This is a genomic window from Solibaculum intestinale (assembly GCF_040096205.1).
Taxonomy (GTDB): domain Bacteria; phylum Bacillota; class Clostridia; order Oscillospirales; family Acutalibacteraceae; genus Solibaculum_A; species Solibaculum_A intestinale.
On record NZ_JBBMFD010000002.1, the window covers coordinates 45,077 to 65,040 of the forward strand.

Genomic DNA, 19,964 nt, shown 5'->3' on the forward strand with positions numbered 1-19,964 from the left:
CGCCCGGTTTTATTTTTAAGCGGGGAAAGGCGTTCTTGTTTTGCATTTTAAGAAAAAATAGTTTCGCTCAAATGGGCATGGGCATACGTGAATGAAGGATCGGCGGGACATACTAAGGAAACAAACTGTGCTTAGGAGAGATGCATCATGGATTCCTATCTGATTGATCTGAGAAACATTTATAAAATCTATAACGCCGGGGAAAACGAGGTGCGCGCCCTCGACGGCGTGGACCTGCAGATTGCCGCGGGGGAATTCGTCGCCATCGTCGGCCAGTCCGGCTCGGGAAAGTCCACCCTGATGAACATTCTCGGCTGTCTCGACGGACCTACCAGCGGGGAGTATTATCTCAATGGAAACGACGTCTTTCACCTAAATGACGGAGCCTTGAGCGACATCCGCAACCGCCAGATCGGCTTTATTTTCCAGGGCTTTAACCTCATCAGCAGCCTAAACGCCCTGGAAAACGTGGAGCTGCCTTTAATTTACCGGGGCATTGAGAAAACCGAGCGCCGCCGCATGGCCACCGACGCCCTTCGTCAGGTTGGCCTGCAAAACCGCATGCACCACCGTCCGGCCCAAATGTCCGGCGGCCAGCAGCAGCGTGTGGCCATCGCCCGGGCCATCGCCGCCCGTCCGCCCATCATCATGGCCGACGAGCCCACCGGCAACCTGGATTCCGCCTCCGGCGCCGAGGTGCTTTCCGCCATCACGTCCCTCAACCAGGCGGGGCATACCATCATCCTCATCACTCACGACAACGGCATCGCCCAGTCCGCCAAGCGCACCGTGCGCATCCACGACGGCAGGATTGAGGAGGACCGGGTACTCCGGGAAGCGGTCTCTTGATCGGTCAGAGGACTTGTCCATAGAAAGTTTTCAGAATAGCGGTTGTTTTACCCGGACGGCTTTGTTATAATAATTTCTTAATCAGTAAGCAGAGCGCGGCGCTGCTCGGATTAGATTATGAGAAACGGAGCGGTCGGAAATGAATTGGTTTCAGAACTTTATGATGGGGCGGCACGGCCTGGACCAGCTTGGGTTTGCCTTGATGATTACCTGGTTTGTGCTGGCGATGGTGGGAAACTTCACCACGTATCTTCTGGTGATCCTCGCGCTGATTCCCCTGGCATTCTGTGTCTTTCGCATGTTTTCGCGCAACCAGTACCGGCGTGCCAAGGAAAACGATGCGTTTTTGAAGGTGTGGCGTCCGATTCCGGCCTGGTTTCGCCGGGTGAAAAACCGGCTCAAGGGGATGAAGACCCACCGATATTATAAGTGCCCTAACTGCAAGAATACCTTACGCGTTCCCAAGGGAAAAGGAAAAATCTGCATCACTTGCCCGGTGTGCAGAACCGAGTTTATCAAAAAAACGTAAAAAACCAGCCCGGCGTCCGCATACGGCGCCGGGCCTTTTGCATCCGTGTGGTTTGCAGAGCCTCCGGAAAGATATCGGTTTTCTCTCCGGCTGCCGCCCGGACCGGATATCGGAATAGGATTAGCGGGATGCAGAAAAAGAGCGTCCGTTGCCGATTCGCAACGAACGCTCTTTTTCTCAAACCAGATAGGTCACAATGATATACAGGGAAAAGAAAATAATATACACGACCAGTGAAGCAATGGACCACTTGCCGTTTCGCGTCACGCCCGCGAACCCGCCGGCAAACGCTCCGGCGATGACCGAGATGGCCAGCGAGCCCAGAGCCACAATGGAAAGAATGAGAAAAATCGTACCGAGCATCTAAACTCCCCCTTATCCCCGGTTATTTTTCCTGAACGATCCGGTAATAGGTCCGGGCGGTCAGGGAATAGACGATGGCGTAGACAACGGCGAAGAACAGCACCGTCAATATGGTGCACACCAGGTTGAGGGTGGTGTCGGTCATGTTGAAAATAAGCAGCAGCTTGGAGATGACCGGGAACGCCACTGTAATGTGTACGCAGGCGAAAAGCAGCGGCAGGAAGAACACCATGAGAATCTGCTTATGGATGGTTTTCTTGACCTCCTGTTTGCTCATCCCCACCTTCTGCATGATGGTAAACCGGTCGTGATCGTCGTATCCTTCGGAAATCTGCTTGTAGTAGATGATGAGCACCATGGCCATCATAAAGAGCATCCCCAGGAACAGACCCAGGAACAAAAAGCCGCCGAAGGTGGAGTACCAGTCTTCCCGGCTGAGCTCCCGGCTGTCCACCCGAACGCCGGGAATTGCTGTCCTGCACGCCTGGCGCAGGTCGGCCGAGAACGTCGCCACGGCCTCGTCGCTTCCGGCGATATTAAAGGTGGTGACATGGTCGATGGTGGCGGGGGTCTCCTCCTGGGGATAGGAAGCGAGAATGTCGTTTATCACGTCCATGTCCGCCAGGATGACGAAAAAGCTGTTCTGCGAAACCTGATCCACCTTTTCCCGCAGTACAAAGGAGTCGAGCTCTTCCTTTACGGAAAATTCCCGCTCGTCGATCCACAGCGTCTTGCTGCCAAACCGGCCCGCCCGGGTAAAGACCAGGGCTTCGTCTTTTCCTAGGGTTTCGTCCTTGCCTTCCATGCGGTTATAATCCGAAAGCGGGATCAGGGTCACGCTGCTGATGTAGTTGGTGGCGTTTCCCTGGAAATCGCCGGGCACGTCGGAAAGGATCATATTTTGCTGGGAGAAGCCCACATATTGGAAGCAACGGTAGTCGTAACACTCGGTCACCTGTACGCCGCTTGTTTCCTGCTGTGTGCGGATGGCCAGATGCACCGCGTCAATCTGCTCCTGGTTGTCGGCACACTGCACCGTTACATCCATGGGAAAGCGTTCGTCGAGCATCCGCTCCTGCCCTAGGTACAGGGAAACGGTGGTGGAGATGACCACCAGCACCATGGTGCTGAGAATGCAGATGTTGGCAAGGCCAACCGCGTTTTGCTTCATGCGGTAAATCATCCCGGAGACTGAGATGAAGTTTTTGGGCCGGTAGTAAAAACGCTTGTTGCGCCGCAGAAGCTTTAACAGCGCGATGCTGCCGGAGGTGAAAAGAGCAAAGGTGCCGATGATCACCAGCAGCGCCGCCAGGAAAAAGAGAAGCAGCGCGTCCAAAGGGGACTGAACGGTCAGCGCAATGGCGTAACCGCCCCCCAGAGCCAGAAGGCCGATGAGGGTCAAAAGCCAGGAGGACTTGGGTTCCTTTTCTCCCGTCTGCCCGCCTTTTAAAAGGGCAATGGGGTTTGCAATGTGGATCTGCCAGAAGTTCGTCAACAGCGTCAGTAAAAAGATGCAGGCGAACAGAATGGCGGTGACGCCCATGCCGCCCCAGGAGAGGGTGAAGACGATGGGGGTCGCTAAGTTGAGCAGGTAAAGCAGAATCAAAAACAACAGCTTGGAAATCAGGGCCCCCACCAGAAGCCCCAGCGCAATACAGAGTACGGAGATGAACAGCGTCTCAAAAAACAGGGTCTTGACGATGTGGCGTTTTTCCATTCCAAGGATGCTGTAAAGGCCCAGCTCCTTTTTGCGCCGTTTGATGAGAAAGCTATTGGTATAGAAAAGAAGGGCGGCGGAAAAAAGGGCGATGATGATCGTTCCCAGCCACAAAATAGAGGTGAGAACCTCGGTGCCCGGCATGTCGGCAAGGCCAGGATTGTCCGCAATGGAATACATGGTGTAGAAGGTAGCGATGGAAACGACGCAGGTGAGCATATAGGGAAAATAGGTGCTGCGGTTCTTTTTGAGGTTGGTGACCGCCAGCTTTGGGTAAAAGAGCTTATGCAAGGCCGCCACCCCCTGTAGTCAGCACCGTCAGCGTGTCGGACACCTTCTGATACAGCTCTTCGTTGGACATAGCCCCCCGGTAAATCTGATGAAATACCATCCCGTCCTTGATGAACAGCACCCTCCCCGCGTGGCTGGCGGCCATGGTGGAATGGGTGACCATCAGGATGGTCTGGCCGGAGCGGTTGATGTCGGAGAAAAGGTGAAGCAGATGAGCCGCCGCCTTGGAATCGAGGGCACCGGTGGGCTCGTCGGCCAAGACGAGCTGGGGATGGGTAATCAGGGCCCTGGCCACCGCCGCGCGCTGCTTTTGCCCGCCGGACACTTCATACGGGTACTTTCCCAAGATATCCGTGATCTCCAGCTTTTCGGCGATAGGGGTCAAACGCCGGCTCATTTCGGGGTAAGACTTGCCGGACAAAACCAGCGGCAGAAAAATATTGTCCTGCACCGAGAAGGTATCGAGCAGGTTAAAGTCCTGGAACACAAAGCCCAGATGCTCCCGCCGGAAAGCGGCCAGTTCCCTGTCCTTGATTTCCACGATATCCCGCCCGTTTAGGAGCACCTCGCCGCTGGTGGGCTTGTCCAGGGAGGCGAGAATGTTGAGCAGGGTGGTTTTCCCCGAGCCGGACTCGCCCATAATCGCCACATATTCGCCCTCTTCCACCGTGAAGGAGACGTTTTCCAGCGCCTGGACCTGATTGCCCCCAAAGCGGGTGGTATAGATTTTTTTAAGATTCTTGACTTCCAGTAACGGCATATGACCGACCTCCTGTTTGAAATCTGTCCTTAGTATAAGAAAAAAAGAAATGCGCTGCCATCGATTTGGCTTACATTTCTTTTTTCAGTCTTACACTTCGGTAAGATTTCCTATTCCATTGGAAAGGCCGCTTCGCTCAGGTCGATTTTCATGCGCGTGCCTTTTCCCACCTGGGAGGAAAGAAAGATACGGTGGGAAAGCCTTTTGAGCGTTTGCCGGCACAGATATAGCCCCAGCCCCGTAGACTTTTTGTCCATCCGCCCGTTATATCCGGTAAAGCCCTTTTCAAAGACCCGGGGCACGTCCTCGGGCCGGATGCCGATGCCGGTGTCCTCGATGACGAGGGACTTGTCCTCCTGCGGGTCGAGATAGATGGAGATGCTCCCGCCGGCCGGCGTGTATTTGAGAGAGTTGGACAGCAGCTGCTCGAGCACAAAGGTGAACCATTTCTCATCGGTCAGCACCGTGCAGGGCGTCTCGGTCAGGTGCAGGGAAATGTTCTTGCGGATAAAGGTCATGGAATACTTTTTGACCGCCCCGCGCACCATGGGGAAGAGGGGTACGCGTTTGAAAAGCAAGTCGCTGGCGTCGTTTTGTAGGCGCAGATAATGCAGCGTCATCTCCACATACTGCTCGATCTGAAAGAGGGACTGTCCGAGCTCCACCCGTGCCTGGGTCGGCGGCATTCCCTGAAGAACCAAGCGCATGGCGGCAATGGGCGTTTTAATCTGGTGCGCCCAAAGGGTGTCGTATTCCATCCGGTCCTGATAAGCGGCGTCGGCCTTGGAAATCTGTTTCGCCCGGTCGTCGAACAAGGTCCGGATCAGCGCTTGGTTGTCCTCTTCGGGCAGGGTGCGGGGCGGAGGAAGTCGGTCGAGGCTGACGGTGATTTCTTCGCGCAGCATAGTAAGCAGCCGGTGACGGTCATAAAACCTGAAAAAGTCATACCCGCCGTACAAAAGCCCTCCGGCCAGGGTGACGGCACTCCCGTACAAAACCGCATCGTAAGGAAGGCGCAGAAGGAAAAACAAAAGCCAGAAAAGCAGGAGAAACAAAACAAACCCCACCATTACCCGATACCGTGCTTTCAAATACGCGGCAAGCACCGGCCAAAAAACCTTCTTTTCCATTTATCCCTCCACCAGGTAGCCCACGCCTTTTTTGGTCTTGATCAGGGAAGAAAGCCCGATTTGCGAAAGCTTTTTTCGCAGGCGGGTGACGTTGACCGTCAGCGTGTTGTCGTCAATAAAGCTGTCCGAATCCCAGAGCCTTTTCATAATGTCTTCCCGGCAGACTATCTGCCCCTTCTGTTCAAACAGCAGCTGCAGGATTTTTAGTTCGTTTTTGGTCAACTCCATGGTGCTGCCCTCATAGGAAAGGGACCCGTCGCCTAAATTTAGAATGACGCCCTTGTGCTCCATCAGGATCCCAGTCCCGCCAAAGGAATAGGTTCTTCGCAGCAGAGCCTGGACCTTGGCGGTGAGCACGTCCAGGTCAAACGGCTTTGGGACGAAGTCGTCCCCGCCCATATTGATGGCCATGACCAGATTCATGTTGTCGCTTGCAGAGGAAAGAAAAAGAATCGGGACCTTGGAGCGTTTGCGGATTTCCCCGCACCAATAATACCCGTTGTAGTAGGGAAGGAGAATATCGAGAATCACCAGCTCCGGGGAAAAAGCGGCGAATTCCTCCAGCACCCGGTCGAAGTCGGTCACCTGTTTCACTTCAAAGCCCCACTTGGACAGATGCTGTTCGATGGCGTTTGCAATGATGCGCTCGTCTTCCACAATCAGGATTTTATACATAGCGGCCTCCTGTCATCCCAGTGAGTGGGGAACGGTTTTATTGTACCAGATTAGGCAAGCGGTGTCGAATTTGTCCGCGCATCAACCGGCTTGACGGCATAGACTGGCAGTGGGGAAACCCTTCCCCGAAACGATTCTAAGGAGGTCTCCATTTTGCACATCTACAATGGCAATTGCGGCTGTCCGGATCCCTGTAATCCTTGCCAGCCTGTTTGTCAGCCTTGCTTGATCCCCGGCCCTCCCGGCCCTCCCGGCCCTGCCGGCTCTGCGGATACCATTGTCATTCGCAGCACCGTTACTGCAGCGCCCGGCGCCTTTGCGGAGGTACGCGATGTCACGGGCGGACCGGAACATGTCCTTGATTTCATCATTCCGCAGGGGATCACTGGTCCCACCGGAGCCACTGGGGCGGACGGAACGGTTGGGATTGCCGGTCCCACTGGGCCGACCGGAGCCACCGGAGCCACTGGCGCAACCGGTCCTGTGGGTGTTACGGGCCCGACCGGCCCGACCGGGCCGTTCCTATTTGGATAAAACCAGATTGTGCATTCCCGGGAGTTATGGAGGTGAAAAATGCGGTGGCGGCTTCACGGACAAGCCAGCCGTACAAAAACAAGGGATTATTCCTCCCATTGAAAAGCCGCCTGTGATTTTGATCACAGGCGGCTTTTCGTTTAAAAACCTTCGGAAAGATCCACGAAATAATCGGTACGAACCATACAGGTGTAATGCTTTTCCGTGTTTCCCCATTTGCAGATGAGCTTGAACCCCCTTATGCTGGTGCCCGGTTCATAACCGCCTTCGCTGTCTAAGGTGGCGGCTGGATGGTCCCTGAGGGCGAATGCCGCCTTTCCATCGTGAAATTCCAGGGAAAGGATCATCGGCGTTTCCCAGCGGTCCAGATTTTCCAGCTTAAGAGCGTAGTCCTCCAATCGGATGGAATCGGGCTGTTCCCCGCGGATGCGGATTTGTACCGGCTCGCCAAGCGCAACGTAGGGAATGGACGCGGGTACATAAAATACGGAATTCCCCTGATAGGGGGTGATTTCAGTTTCCCGAAGGTCAAGAACCTCCGAATGGGCGCTGATGAGAACAGGAAGCGCATAATCCTCCGGAAATTCCAGGAACGAAAGATCGGACGGCACGGAAAAAAACGCATAGTAGGGATCCGGATCCGACATGGAAGGAACGCTGGAGGAAGCCGTCTGCGGCGGGCTGCAAGAGGATAAGAAAAGCGAAAGAACGGCGAATAGAATGACGGGTGGCAAAAGCCTTTTCATCGAAGCCTCCTAATAAGCTGCAATCAATGCCAATAGGTAAATGACGTGGTGTCTTGGTAATATGGACAGTAGTCAACGGTATGCCGGAACAAAGGCTCTGGTCCCCATTTGGAAACAACCATCTGTTTCTCCGGCCGGGCGGCCAAGGATACAGATTCAAGGACAGCGGAATGGTGGCCGTTCACGTACCATACAATATCTCCAGCTTTCGCATTTGGTAAGCTGACAGAATAATAGCTCCCATCGTACCGATAGGCGGAAGTATCCTCTAACCAATAGATGTTATCGGGAGATCGCAGCACCCAAGCATAAGAGTGACAGTTATATCTTGGGGTAGCAGGAGCCAAATACCATGCTGCAGGATAGGTTTTTGCATAATATTCCTTTCTTATTTGCTGTATCGTTGCCGTATATTCCTCGTTTTTCTTGATGACAGTAACAGGAGAACCATTTGGCGTATGAATGGTGATGTATTCCCACTGTTCTTCACTATATGGAGAAATAGAATTGCCGGAAAAACGGCCTAATGTCAAAAGGTCGTTCAGAATCATCTGTTCAAAGGTCAATTCAGCCGATCGGCTTCTGTCCAACGTCCTTTGTACCTGGAGCCTCACCGCAAGCTTCTCAGCTCGGTCTGGTCTCGTCATTAGCTCCAAAAATGCGTCGGATTCTCTTAATATGGCATCTAACCCATCGTCATAGGTGTCGAATGCGTAGAAATCAATGAGCAACGGATAATGTAAGGCGGCCTCTACCACTTCTTCTGTTGACATGGTTTTCAGCATTTCCTGAGGGATTCTACAAGCCTCGCGCATATCGATAACAGAATCAAATTCCAGCCATTCCGGATCATCTGGAGTGATGGGATAGTGATAGACGGTTGACTGCTGTACATAGGCTTCTGCCGCGGTTAATGATGCATTCTCTTCTACTGCAATGACCGGCATCCCGGTAGATAGGGCAAGTGTTGTGCCTGCAAGAATCAGCGCAAGAGTTTTTTTCATTTTCTCCATGTTTGCCAAGCCTCCTAAATAGATAATTTTTGCATATTATATATAAGATATAAAATATACAAGAAAATAATATCAATTTTTTTGTAATAAAGAAACGGTAAAATTGACATATTTTTATACCAATAAATGACTATTCATTCGTAGTGGGAGAAAATCCATCTTTTTACCGATGAATTTTCTCTGGGGATATTTTTCTGTTTATACACAATTTGTAGAGATGTATTTAGCGGAATGGAAATAATTCTTAATTTTTGAACTTATATCACTAGTTTTTAGAGGTTTGAATGTTGACTTCTGGAGAACAAAAGATGTATTATTATTAACATATTAATGAAATGTGATGATAAAAAATTATATAATTTCACAATATGTACACAGATATTCACTTTGCACATCGGCTTTGACGGTTTGCGTCACATTTGCCGGATATTCGACCGCGTTGCGGATGGTTACGATGTCCCTGCGGCTGTGCCGCAAGCGCTGAAAGAAGGCGTTTGTATAAGGGATTCGTATAAATTGCCTCCCGAATCAAATTCAGGAAAGGAAGAATGGGGCAGATGGAATCCGGGCAGGCGTAAAACACAGTCCATCAAAATGGCGTTGAGCTGCCTGCGGTATACGGCCGTTTTTGGAGCCTGCTGTTTTCATGGAAAGGGGAACAAAACGCATGGCAATGAAGAAGGGAGCGAATCAAGTGAAAAAAGCTGTTTCAATTGTGGTACTGCTATGTATGATTCTCAGCTTGTTTACCTTACAGGTTGGCGCGGCAGGAGAACCCGCCACCCCGAAGAACATTCTGTTTACTCCGGTCACCACAGATTCCGTCACCATTACATGGGACGCGTCGGAAGGCGCCACCGGCTACAATGTGTACCGCCGCGAAGCCGGCAAGGGTACGCTGGAGAAAATTGCAGAGGTAACCACTCCTACTTATGTAGACACTTCCGTGGAAAAAGCGCATGACTATTATTACAGCGTGACCGCGGTCAACGCCAACGGCGAGTCCGCCGGGACCAACGAAGCGTTCATCATGACGGCGGGCGACCGTGCCGTTCTGCTCAACTACTTCAACATCAAGGAAATCGCCGGTCCCGCCTGCCGCCTGCGCATCGGCGACCTGGACGGCGACGGCCGCAACGATATTCTGGCCGTCAACACCGCCCAGAACACCAGCGATGCCAGAAACCCCCGTGTGGTGTGGTCTGTGACCGCATTCAGCATTGAAGGCGAAATGATGTGGCAATGGTTTGCCAATCCCGAAAAGCCGCTGCCCAACATGTGGATCACCAAAACCGGCGCCGACGAGCCCTGCCAGATTCAGGACGTGGACGGCGACGGCTATAACGAAGTCGTTTTGGTCGGCAACCCCACCTACGACCCGTACAAATCCTCTAACGTGAGCACTTCCGGCGACGTATTCTACATTCTCGACGGCAAAGACGGCAGCATCAAGCATCAAAAGAGCTTTGCCGAGGCCGGTTTGGGCAACAATCTCCACGACTGCATCGTGCTCGGCAACTTTGACGGCCGTACCGTCAACGGCCGGGATGTCAATCAGTTCATGGTGCTCAAGGAGCGCTATGGCAATATCCAGGTGTTCGAGCTGTTTGACAAAGAAACCCAGGAATTTACCTTCAAAAAAGTATGGGGCTACAACGAGTCTACAAAAGGCCAGGCCGTAGCGGGCCATATGCCGCTTGCCACCGATCTTGACGGCGACGGCAAGGACGAATTGCTTTTTAATTACACCGTGATGAACGGTGACGGAACGGTTCGTTGGAAGGTACCCAACGAGATTCGTGACGAAGAGGGCAATCTGCTGGGCACCGCCACCGACCACGTGGACACCATCCAGGTGGGCGACGTAGACGGCAACCCTGAAAACGGCCTGGAAGTCGTTTTGGGCGGCGGCGGCGCCGGCATGTCCACCTTCTGCTTTACCGCGGACGGCGAACTGCTTTGGACCAACAACATCGCCCATGAACCCCAGTCCCTGATCCTGGCGGATTTCCGCACCGAGGCAAAGGGTCTGGAGCTCTACGGTCTTGACCGCAGAAACCGCAGCAATTACCCGGTGGGCCATGACGGTCTGTTCCTGGTCGGTTCTCAGGGCGAGGACCTTTACAAAGAACCCGACAACCCGCAGGGCTGGTCCACCATCGTGGTGCGTATGCCCAACTGGACCGGAACCTGGGCGCCGCTTTCTCTGGCCTTCTTCCGCAACGATCAGGCCAACGCCGCAGACCCGGACAAATATCCGGATGCAACGGAAAACAATTGGCTGCCCTCGATCTATGACGGCTACTTCAACGTGCTGTTCGAGCTGCCCGGTCAGGATGCACGCTTCATGGTGGCCAATCTGGTGGGCGATTCCCGCGATGAAATCGTCGGTTACACCGACGCCGGCGACATCTGGATCTACGCCAACGGCGAAGCTCCCATGGACAGCCTGGTAACCGGTACGCCCAGACAGCAGACCGACTTCCTGGGCAACTACTCCCGTTATCCCACCGATAAGTTCGAAGTGAACCTGGCCGAGCGCGAGCCGGCTGCCCCGGTTGCGGAAAACGTACAGGGCAACTCCGCGTTCATCAACTGGACTCCGGTCATCGGCGCCACCGGCTACACCCTCTATCGCAATGGCGAAAAGATCGGCGACTTTACCGACGTGGGCTATCAGGAAACAGATCTGCCTCTGGGTACCTATGAGTATACCGTGGTTGCCACGGATGGAACCGTGACTTCTCCGGAATCCTATCCGCTGACGCTGGCCATCGAAAAGCCGGTTGCCCAGACCGACAAGGGTCTCTATAACGTTAACGAGACCATCACTGTTTCCATTAAGACTCTCGATACCGTCACGAGAGTTGGCCTTGCCAACGAAGCGCGCAACAGCATGGCGGTTGACAATTCTTATTTTGGCGTCGACAACGGCGACGGTACCAAGACCTTTACGGTCACCCTGGCGCTGGGTTCCGCCGGAACCCGTGAGCTGACTGTGCTTACAGCGGGAGACGACGGAGAACTGACCGCAACCGACACGACGGTATCCTTTACCGTAAGCAACACCCCGATTGCTCCTCCGGAAGGCGACAGCCCGAAGGTGATTTCCGCAAAACTGGTGTCCGGTGCGATGAAGGTCAACACTCCGATTACCTTTGAGGTCAAGACCAACACCGATGTGGCCAAGGTCGCGTTCTTCAATGAGAGCGGTGCGGGTTTGGCCGGTAGCCGGACTTATGAGGACGCGGACGGTGTTCGCACTTGGACGATCACCCTTTCCATCGGTTCCGCCGGCAAGCGCACGCTGGACCTGAAGTATCAGGGCAACGACGGCGTATGGGTTGACACCGACAAGACCGTTACCTTTACGCTTGGCAGATAACCGGTAGATTCTCCCAAAGCAAAGGCTGGCAGTCTTATGAGGGCCCGCCTGCACTTAGGTGCAGGCGGGCCCTTTGCCGCAGACGAAAAGAAAAGGCGGAAAATCCGGCTGAATCGGGAGGCTGTCGCATAGATATGACTGAGAACCTAGAAGGAGGTATCGCTTGTGGTTACAGCAGAACAAATGAAAAAAAGAAAGGAAGCTGCGGTACCGGACCTGAAAAAAGACAACCTCGTCGATATCCGAAGCGTACACATCGACCAGTCTCTGCCCGAGAAGAAACGGATGCTCGATTACCTGGCTCAGATTAAAAATCCCTATTGCTTTCGCTGCGGGGAAACCGAGGTAAAGCTTTCTTTTTCTTCCACCGTATCCCTGCATCGCCTGCTTGTGAATTTTCTCATCCGGCACAAACGGATGGAATAGGGGAGGATAAGGTGCCGCGCAAACGCCGTAATTCTTTCGACCCGCCATCGCCGAAACGGGTCTGGAACTTAGCCAAATACGTGAGAAAATCAAGCGAAGAGGAAGACGGCCGGAGCATTGAAAATCAAAATAAAACGCTCGACGACTACATCGGCCGATTGAAAGAAGCGGATCCTGCCGGAGAGTACCGGGTGGTAGACCTGTACCGGGACGAAGACTGTACCGGCACCGATTCCATGCGCCCGGACTTTCAACGCCTGCTGCGGGACTTAGGCACTCGCCGAGTCAACTGCGTGGTGGTGACCGATCTGTCGCGTCTCTCCCGCAACACCTCCGAGTCTCTCTACTATCTCCAGTCCCTCTTTGTGGCGCTCAACGTCCGCTTTATCTCCATGCAGCTGCCGCACCTGGATTCCTTTCTTGAACCGGATCAAATGTATTCCATCGAGGTTCCCATGCAGGGGGTTATGAACGAGGAGCATTGCAAAAGTACGAGCATCAAGGTACGGCAGCGTTTTGAAACCCTTCGCAGAAATGGGGACTTCATCGGCGCGTTCGCTCCCTATGGGTACCGCAAGGACCCTGCCGACTATCACCATCTTCTGATTGATGAGGAAGCCGCTCCGGTGGTGCGCCGTATCTTCGACTGGTATGCGGCCGGCATGAGCAAAATCGGGATCGCAAAGCGTCTGAATGAACTGGGTATCCCAAGCCCATCCGTCTACAAGAAAGCAAAGGGATTGAACTATTACAATCCCCATGCGAGCGGCAGCAGCCTGTGGACGGCCCGCGTCATCGCATCAATGCTGCAAAATGAAATGTATATTGGAACTATGGTACAGGGCCGCTACCGGGTCAAGAGCTATAAGGTTCATGAACAGGTGACTACCCCGCCCCAGGAATGGTTTTGCAAAGAAGGCACCCATGCGCCGGTGATTGACCGGGATACGTGGGACAAGGTGCAGAAATTGCTCAAACGGGATACCCGAGCCGCCCCATCCAATCGGGAGGTATATTTATTCAGCGGTTTATTGCGCTGCGCCGATTGTCAAAAGGCGATGCACCGCTCGAAAGTCAAAGACTATGTTTATTATGTATGCCGCACTTACAAGGAGCAATCCAAGACTGCCTGTACCAAGCATACGGTCAAAGAATCGGTTTTGATGGATGTGGTACTTGCCGTGATGGAGAAACAAATCGCGCTTTCGGTCCCTCTGGGAAAGCTGATCGAGCAGGTGGACGCGGCGCCATGTGAAGCCATAATGCTGGACCAAAGGGTTCTATTAGCCTCGATTGCCGGGAAGAAAAGAGAGCTTGCAAAGCTCGAAAGCCGAAAACGGTCTGTTTACGAGGACTGGAAAAACGGGGACCTTTCCAAAGCGGATTACAAGTCCATGTATGACCATTACGAAGGGCAGTACCAGCAGCTTTGTGCAGCCATCGAGGGCATGCATAAGCAGCTCGGCGCACTGTCCGAAGAAAGCAGCGAGGGAAATGCCGCATTCAGGGAACTAAAAGAGCAGGGGACTATTTCGACGCTTTCCAGGGACCTTTTGACCGAATTGATCGACGCAATTGATATCCATGAAGGAGGCGACGTCGAAATTCACTTTTCGTTTGCAGACGAATACCAGCGCCTGGTGGATTCAACTGTACAGGAGTGAGAAAGGGTGTATCCTTTTTATCCTATTGGGTACGGCCCGACCGGTCCCACCGGCCCGGCCGTTACAGGAGCCACCGGTCCCACAGGAGCAACAGGAGCCACCGGCCTTGCCGGCGCTGTAGGTGCTACGGGCGCTACCGGTCCCACTGGCCCTACCGGTCCCACCGGTCCTACCGGCCCTACAGGGCCTACTGGAGCCACCGGGGATGCAGGTGCCGTTGGCGCTACGGGGCCGACGGGAGCCACCGGTGCAGTTGGCCCAACGGGGTCCACTGGCCCTACCGGCGCTACCGGAGATGCAGGTGCCGTTGGCGCTACAGGCGCCACTGGAGAGACCGGTGCCACTGGTGCGACTGGAGAGACCGGAGCAACTGGAGAAACCGGTCCCACTGGAGAAACCGGCCCTGCGGCTACCATCAATATCGGAACGGTTACCACTGGTGATCCGGGTACCGACGCTCAGGTGACCAATTCCGGAACCGAAAACGACGCCATTTTCGATTTCGTAATTCCCCGGGGAGAACCGGGCGGAGGCGGTACGCCGGAGGTTTTGGCCACAGTGGATTCCACGGGCCAGCCCACCACGGCAAACACCGCCCTGACCTTCAACGATACGCCCCTGATTTCCGGCACGTCCATTACCCATACGGCCGGCTCTGCCGACATCAACATTACCCAGACTGGGATCTATCAGGCTACGTTCCATGGAACGGCTGCAGTAAACGCGGGCACGACGATCCCCGCCACCTTGACGGCCCGCCTGCTATTAAACGGCACGCCGGTACCGGGCGCCACGGCAACCCATACGTTCTCGTCCAGCAACGAGGTAGCAACCGTGGCTTTTGACATCCCCTTCCGTGTGGATCCGGCGCCTGCGACTATACAGGTCGTGCCGGAGCAAGATGGGTTCACCCTAAACGACGCGGCGCTGACCGTTACCCGTTTGGGCGACGCTTCCTAGTCTAACGAACGGCCCGGAATTTCCGATTATAACAGCTTCCAACAAAACAGCCGACTGCAGGACTTGATTCCTGCAGACGGCTGTTTCCATGTATTACATGGTTCTGGATTTGGTTTATACGCTGGATTTAGAAATACCGCATCCGTCCCGCCGCGATTTTGTCTGCAAGCAATCCAAGGGGGCCTTGCGGTTTTGCTTTGTCGCAAAGACGCATAGCTGGCCATAGGGAATTTGATCCTTGTCAGGCGCTTTTTCTTTCCGGATTTGTCGTAGGCCGCCGAAACAAAATCCATAAAAGGCAGAAATGCTGCTTTCATGAAGACTAAAAAACGAATCGAAACCGTTGCCAAGCCCAAAATAAGGCCCCGGATGCGGACGCATCCAGGGCCTTTGCTTCCATTTATCTTGTTTTAGATCAAATGATAGCGCTCTAGCAGCTCCTCAAGGACCGTGCCGGAAATCTTCTTCAAAGCCTTCTTTTCCAGAAAGCCTACGCCGAAGGGAAGCTTGATATCGGTGAGCTTCCTGCCGTCCATCATCTTGGAAGTGGAGTCGAGCAGGACCCGTATGTCGTAGCAGGAGCCGAACACCTCCGGAACCCCGCGGTCCACGTCCAGCAGGGTGTAGACCGCTTCCATGGCGGTGCGCACCGAATACTCGGTGGTGAACACCGTGTCGCGCGCCGTGTCGGCGAACTGGCCGATGAAAGCGAAGTTCACACAGCCCTCCGGCACTACCTTAGGCCGGTCGCCTTGGGTGCGGGGCATGAAAAAGGAGGTGATGTAGGGCATCATGCAGGGAATGGTGTGAGCGGAGTTTCTGGCCATGTCCGGGATGTCCTCCTCCGGCACGCCCATGTGGTAAAGCCATTCCTCACAGATTTCCACGCCGGTGCATTCCTTCATGGGCTTCTTGACGAAGTTGCCGGGCACGTCGGTGTACAGCCCGTAAATCCAGCCTACCAGCTGATCCTTGGGCTGTTCCTTAAAGTGGGGCTGGCGGTTGAAGGTGTAGCTCATCAGCCAGTTGGAGTCCTTGACGGTAATGATGCCGCCGGTGACCACCTTGCCGGAGAAAGGATCGCGCTTGCACATCTTGCGCACATAATGGGGAATCCGTTCGTCCAGGGTGGTGACGGTGGCCGATTCCCAGTTGGTGGCGTGTACGTCCGAGCAGAACTTTTCCGGGCGGCCGAAGGCCGGGTCCTGCGCGGCGATCTTCTTCCACAGCTCCCAGCAGCCGCCTTCGCCGGGCTGGGTTTTACACACGGGCGCGTGGTCGTCGTCGCCCAGAGAGGAGTTTTCCGTGCAGCTGCCGTTGGTGACGAACACTAGGTCGTCCTCCACCAAGTCGATGGTTTCGGTGTTCCCTTCGTGGAGGCAGACGATCTGCCGGGCTACCTTCTTGCCTTCCCTGATGTCGAACAGGACGTTTGTCACCTGCGTGTTGTACTGGAATTGGACCCCGTGGGCTTCCAGATACTTGACCATGGGCAGGATCAGGGATTCGTACTGGTTGAACTTTGTAAATTTCAGCGCCGAGAAATCAGGCAGGCCGCCGATGTGGTGGATGAACCGCTGAATGTAAAGCTTCATCTCCAGGGCGGAATGCCATTTTTCAAAGGCAAACATGGTCTGCCAATAAAGCCAGAAGTTGGAGGAATAGAATTCCTCGTCGAACACGTCGTCCAGGGTTTTGTCGTACAAGTCCTCGTCCTTGGTGAAGAACAGGTGGATAATCTCCAGCGCCGCCTTGTCGGAAAGGGCGAACTTGCCGTCGGTATGGGCGTCCTCGCCCCGGTTGACGCTGGCACGCATCCGGGAATAGTTCGGGTCGCGCTTGTTGAGCCAGTAATACTCATCGAGAACGGAGACCCCTTCGGTTTCGATGGACGGAATGGAGCGGAACAGATCCCACAGACACTCAAAATGGTTCTCCATTTCCCGGCCGCCCCGGATGATGAACCCCTTCTGGGGATCATGGATGCCGTCGCAGGCGCCGCCGGGGAGGCCCAGTTCCTCTAAAATGTGGATGTGTTCTCCCTTCATCTGGCCGTCCCGCACCAGAAAACAGGCGGCGGCCAGAGAGGCGAGGCCGCTTCCCACCAGATAGGCGGATTTTTTATCCACGTCCTTGGGCTTTTGCGGACGGGCGAACGCTTCGTAATTGCCGTTGGAATAATACATCATCCATACCTCCAAACGTTTTTTGTGCTTTCATCTTAGTCCGTTTCCTGAAGGTACGCCATAGACAAACAAAAAGCCGTGTCGAAACTTTCGACACGGCGGCAAAGCTGTAAAAATTTTAGACACCAAAAGGCATTTGTCTAACGAGCCCGGTCAGTCCGGTAGGTTTCCAGGGCTTTGTGTATATCCCCGTGAATGAGGACGCTTAGCCGGCCCACGATGGCCTTGGGGTCCTCCTTCATCCCGGTGCGCACCCAGTTTAACAGAATGCCCACAAACGCGAACTTGTAAAAATCAGCGATGAAGGCCTTGTCTTCCTCCCGCACCGACATGGACGCTGCCTTTTCGTTGACCACCCCAATGAGCAGCTCAAAGGTCTCCCGGTAGAGAAACCCTTCCAGGTGCTCCCGGCAGACAGAGTGGTAGACACTGGAGACGAATTCTTTATTTTCCTGCACATATTCGAATACCCGCAGAAACCCGTTCTGCCAAGTGTCATAGGTGCGGTTTTCCCCGATGGCGCCCATGCTTTCACTTTTGAATATCCATTCCACCAGATCGAAAATGTCCTGGAAATGATAATAAAAGGTCTGGCGGTTTACTCCACAGTCTTCCGTAATGTCGATGACCGTAATCTTGTCCAACGGTTTTTTCGCCGCCAGCTTTTTCAGGGAAGCCGCCAGAGCCCGCTTGGTGGTCTGCGCCATAAGCGCCCTCCTTTCCCAAACGATATGACTAATGTCAGTATACCATGCCGTGCCCGAGCCGTCCAATAAAAAAGTGAAATCCCTGTGTGACGGTGGTTTTCCTAAGTGCCTGCCGCAGTTACGTAAGGCCGAAACCGTCCAAGAGAAAAGCGGGGATCCTCCTATAAGATCCCCGCCTTTTTAACCCCTTTTTTCCAAAGGAAAATCCCTTGCAAACGCGCCGGGGTTCAACAGGTTCGGGCGCACCCAATGACTCAAATTTGCCAGTTGTCCGCTTCCGAACTCTTTGCCGCCGGGCTAGATGGTCCATGTAGCCGAGCGGGCCTGTACCTCCACCATGTGCCGGTACACCCCGTTTTGCTCCAGAAGAGTTTCGGGCCTGCCCTGTTCGGCTACTTTGCCGTCTGCCAAAACCACGATTTGGTCCGCTCCGGCAACGGTGCGCATCCGGTGGGCGATGACCAGTACCGTTTTATTGGCAATCAGCCGGGAAAGGGCCGACTGGATCAGCGTCTCGTTTTCCACGTCCAGCGACGCGGTGGCCTCATCCAGCAGGATGATCGGCGCGTTTTTGAGGAAAGCCCGAGCGATGGAGATGCGCTGGCGTTCCCCGCCGGACAGTTCGCATCCGTTTTCGCCGATCAGGGTATCAAACCCTTTGGGGAGCTTTTCGGCGAACTCGTTGCAGTTTGCAAGCTCTGCCGCCTGTAGAACCTCCGCGTCGCTGGCATCCTTCCTGCCGATGCGGATGTTTTCCAGTATGGTATTGTTAAACAAGGTCACATCCTGGAACACAATGGAGTAGAGGGACAGCAAAGCCTCCGGGTCGATTTTCGAAATGTCCATGCCGCCTACCGTGATGGTGCCCTTGTCTGCGTCCCAGAACCGGGAGGCAAGGCGGGAAACCGTGGTTTTTCCGCCGCCGGAGGGCCCCACCAGTGCGGTTACCTCGCCCTGCTTTGCGGTAAAAGACACGTCCTGCAGCACCGTCTCCCCGTCGTTGTAGGAAAAGCCCACATGGGTAAAGACCATGTCGCACCCTTTGTTTCGCAGGCTGGAGTCCCCCTCCTGAACCGGATGGTCGAGGATTTCGTTCATACGGGCCACGTGCGTGCGGGTGGAGATAACGGCGGCCAGGTTTTGCAGCGCCGCCTGCATCGGGTCGTAAAGCCGCGATGCCACCAGCAGGAAAAGGAAGAAGGACAAAACGTTCAGGCTTCCGTCCATAAGCAGCAGGGAGCCCACCAGGGCGACGGTGGCGATACCCAGCTTCAAAATGAGCTGCGCCGACACCACGAAAGCCGCCGTGCCGAATTCGCTGATGATTGCCCGCTTTTCCACCGCCTTGATTTTTTTGTCCAACCCCTTGAGGTAATTCTCTTCGGCATTGTTGGATTTTAAGTCCCGCACGGTTTCCAGGCATTCCTGGATGCCGTCGGCGCAGGCGATTTTGGCGTCCATCTGTTTTTGTCCCAGCCGGTCCTGTACCTTGATGGAAAGCGCCACAATGGCGAAGGAGACGGGAATCACCCACAAAGCCGCCAGTGCCATGCGCCAGTCAAAGAAAAAGAGGCTTATCGCCACCAGCGTGGTGGAAAGAATGGCGCCGAACAGCTCCGGAATAAAGTGGGAGAAGCTCTGCTCCAGGAAGGTGCAGTCCGCCATAATTGTGCTGGTCAGATCGGCCAGGTCTTTTTTGCCGAAAAAGGAGAGGGGAAGCTTTCGGAGCTTTTCCGCCAGGGAGATCCGGCGCACCCCGCTTTCCACATAGGTGGCGAAATAGGTGGCGTTATACTGAAACCAGGTGGTCAGGAAGATGAGGGCAAGGCAGAGTATACAGCCCGCGATATAAAACGGGATTTTTCCGGACGGAACTCCTCCCGCCATCAGGTCGCTCACCAGCAGGTACAAAAGCCCCACCGGGAACATCAGCGCCAGGTTTTGCAGGACACAGGCCAGGCAGCCCTTGATCAGGTCCTTGGCTCCCTGGCGGGATAAAGCGAATTTCTTTTGCAATTTTGTCAGCATT

At 54.3% G+C, this 19,964-nt stretch carries 16 protein-coding genes; 6 read left to right on the forward strand and 10 right to left on the reverse strand.

Annotated elements, in window-relative coordinates:
* The first annotated feature begins 147 nt into the window (after positions 1 to 147).
* Complete coding sequence (locus tag WMO26_RS02420; protein ID WP_349217941.1) at positions 148 to 849, forward strand: ABC transporter ATP-binding protein; 702 nt, start codon at positions 148 to 150, stop codon at positions 847 to 849.
* 139 nt (positions 850 to 988) lie between these two features.
* The gene (locus WMO26_RS02425) at positions 989 to 1,378 is read left to right on the forward strand and encodes a hypothetical protein (protein ID WP_349217942.1); all 390 of its coding nucleotides are present in this window, start codon (positions 989 to 991) and stop codon (positions 1,376 to 1,378) included.
* 177 nt (positions 1,379 to 1,555) lie between these two features.
* Here the strand turns inward: WMO26_RS02425 and WMO26_RS02430 are convergent, their stop codons facing one another.
* The 7 genes from WMO26_RS02430 to WMO26_RS02460 form a co-directional block, all read right to left on the reverse strand.
* On the reverse strand, positions 1,556 to 1,741 hold the full coding sequence (locus tag WMO26_RS02430; protein WP_349217943.1) for a hypothetical protein: 186 nt from the start codon (positions 1,739 to 1,741) through the stop codon (positions 1,556 to 1,558).
* 22 nt (positions 1,742 to 1,763) lie between these two features.
* Entirely contained in the window at positions 1,764 to 3,749 is a 1,986-nt protein-coding gene (locus WMO26_RS02435; RefSeq protein WP_349217944.1) for an ABC transporter permease, read from the reverse strand.
* Complete coding sequence (locus WMO26_RS02440) at positions 3,742 to 4,509, reverse strand: ABC transporter ATP-binding protein (RefSeq protein WP_349217945.1); 768 nt, start codon at positions 4,507 to 4,509, stop codon at positions 3,742 to 3,744. The genes WMO26_RS02435 and WMO26_RS02440 overlap by 8 nt, the downstream gene beginning before the upstream one ends.
* 110 nt (positions 4,510 to 4,619) lie before the next feature.
* A complete protein-coding gene (locus tag WMO26_RS02445) occupies positions 4,620 to 5,639 on the reverse strand; it encodes a sensor histidine kinase (RefSeq protein ID WP_349217946.1) in 1,020 nt (339 codons plus the stop codon).
* On the reverse strand, positions 5,640 to 6,314 hold the full coding sequence (locus WMO26_RS02450) for a response regulator transcription factor (protein ID WP_349217947.1): 675 nt from the start codon (positions 6,312 to 6,314) through the stop codon (positions 5,640 to 5,642).
* A gap of 674 nt (positions 6,315 to 6,988) precedes the next feature.
* Positions 6,989 to 7,594 carry a hypothetical protein gene (locus WMO26_RS02455; protein ID WP_349217948.1) on the reverse strand — a complete coding sequence of 202 codons (606 nt, stop codon included), beginning with the start codon at positions 7,592 to 7,594 and terminating at the stop codon, positions 6,989 to 6,991.
* Between the two features lie 23 nt (positions 7,595 to 7,617).
* Complete coding sequence (locus tag WMO26_RS02460; protein ID WP_349217949.1) at positions 7,618 to 8,607, reverse strand: hypothetical protein; 990 nt, start codon at positions 8,605 to 8,607, stop codon at positions 7,618 to 7,620.
* 694 nt (positions 8,608 to 9,301) lie between these two features.
* Here WMO26_RS02460 and WMO26_RS02465 point away from each other — a divergent pair.
* The 4 genes from WMO26_RS02465 (at position 9,302) to WMO26_RS02480 (ending at position 15,042) form a co-directional block, all read left to right on the forward strand.
* Positions 9,302 to 11,992, forward strand: coding sequence for a fibronectin type III domain-containing protein (locus tag WMO26_RS02465; RefSeq protein WP_349217950.1), 2,691 nt, complete (start codon positions 9,302 to 9,304; stop codon positions 11,990 to 11,992).
* A 165-nt stretch (positions 11,993 to 12,157) separates the two neighbouring features.
* Entirely contained in the window at positions 12,158 to 12,418 is a 261-nt protein-coding gene (locus WMO26_RS02470; RefSeq protein WP_349217951.1) for a DUF6870 family protein, read from the forward strand.
* A gap of 11 nt (positions 12,419 to 12,429) precedes the next feature.
* On the forward strand, positions 12,430 to 14,082 hold the full coding sequence (locus WMO26_RS02475) for a recombinase family protein (protein ID WP_349217952.1): 1,653 nt from the start codon (positions 12,430 to 12,432) through the stop codon (positions 14,080 to 14,082).
* A gap of 6 nt (positions 14,083 to 14,088) precedes the next feature.
* Entirely contained in the window at positions 14,089 to 15,042 is a 954-nt protein-coding gene (locus WMO26_RS02480; RefSeq protein WP_349217953.1) for a collagen-like domain-containing protein, read from the forward strand.
* Positions 15,043 to 15,452: 410 nt separating this feature from the next.
* Here the strand turns inward: WMO26_RS02480 and WMO26_RS02485 are convergent, their stop codons facing one another.
* The 3 genes from WMO26_RS02485 to WMO26_RS02495 form a co-directional block, all read right to left on the reverse strand.
* Positions 15,453 to 17,228 carry an oleate hydratase gene (locus tag WMO26_RS02485; protein ID WP_349218041.1) on the reverse strand — a complete coding sequence of 592 codons (1,776 nt, stop codon included), beginning with the start codon at positions 17,226 to 17,228 and terminating at the stop codon, positions 15,453 to 15,455.
* A 140-nt stretch (positions 17,229 to 17,368) separates the two neighbouring features.
* Positions 17,369 to 17,935, reverse strand: coding sequence for a TetR/AcrR family transcriptional regulator (locus WMO26_RS02490; RefSeq protein WP_349217954.1), 567 nt, complete (start codon positions 17,933 to 17,935; stop codon positions 17,369 to 17,371).
* Positions 17,936 to 18,232: 297 nt separating this feature from the next.
* Positions 18,233 to 19,963 carry an ABC transporter ATP-binding protein gene (locus WMO26_RS02495; RefSeq protein WP_349217955.1) on the reverse strand — a complete coding sequence of 577 codons (1,731 nt, stop codon included), beginning with the start codon at positions 19,961 to 19,963 and terminating at the stop codon, positions 18,233 to 18,235.
* Between the last annotated feature and the right edge of the window lies 1 nt (position 19,964).

Coding starts and splice junctions, on each gene's coding strand:
- WMO26_RS02430 (WP_349217943.1), bottom strand. CDS start 1,741: ATGCTCGGTACGATTTTTCTCATTCTTTCCATTGTGGCTCTGGGCTCG.
- WMO26_RS02440 (WP_349217945.1), bottom strand. CDS start 4,509: ATGCCGTTACTGGAAGTCAAGAATCTTAAAAAAATCTATACCACCCGC.
- WMO26_RS02425 (WP_349217942.1), top strand. CDS start 989: ATGAATTGGTTTCAGAACTTTATGATGGGGCGGCACGGCCTGGACCAG.
- WMO26_RS02485 (WP_349218041.1), bottom strand. CDS start 17,228: ATGTATTATTCCAACGGCAATTACGAAGCGTTCGCCCGTCCGCAAAAG.
- WMO26_RS02420 (WP_349217941.1), top strand. CDS start 148: ATGGATTCCTATCTGATTGATCTGAGAAACATTTATAAAATCTATAAC.
- WMO26_RS02445 (WP_349217946.1), bottom strand. CDS start 5,639: ATGGAAAAGAAGGTTTTTTGGCCGGTGCTTGCCGCGTATTTGAAAGCA.
- WMO26_RS02450 (WP_349217947.1), bottom strand. CDS start 6,314: ATGTATAAAATCCTGATTGTGGAAGACGAGCGCATCATTGCAAACGCC.
- WMO26_RS02455 (WP_349217948.1), bottom strand. CDS start 7,594: ATGAAAAGGCTTTTGCCACCCGTCATTCTATTCGCCGTTCTTTCGCTT.
- WMO26_RS02495 (WP_349217955.1), bottom strand. CDS start 19,963: ATGCTGACAAAATTGCAAAAGAAATTCGCTTTATCCCGCCAGGGAGCC.
- WMO26_RS02490 (WP_349217954.1), bottom strand. CDS start 17,935: ATGGCGCAGACCACCAAGCGGGCTCTGGCGGCTTCCCTGAAAAAGCTG.
- WMO26_RS02460 (WP_349217949.1), bottom strand. CDS start 8,607: ATGGAGAAAATGAAAAAAACTCTTGCGCTGATTCTTGCAGGCACAACA.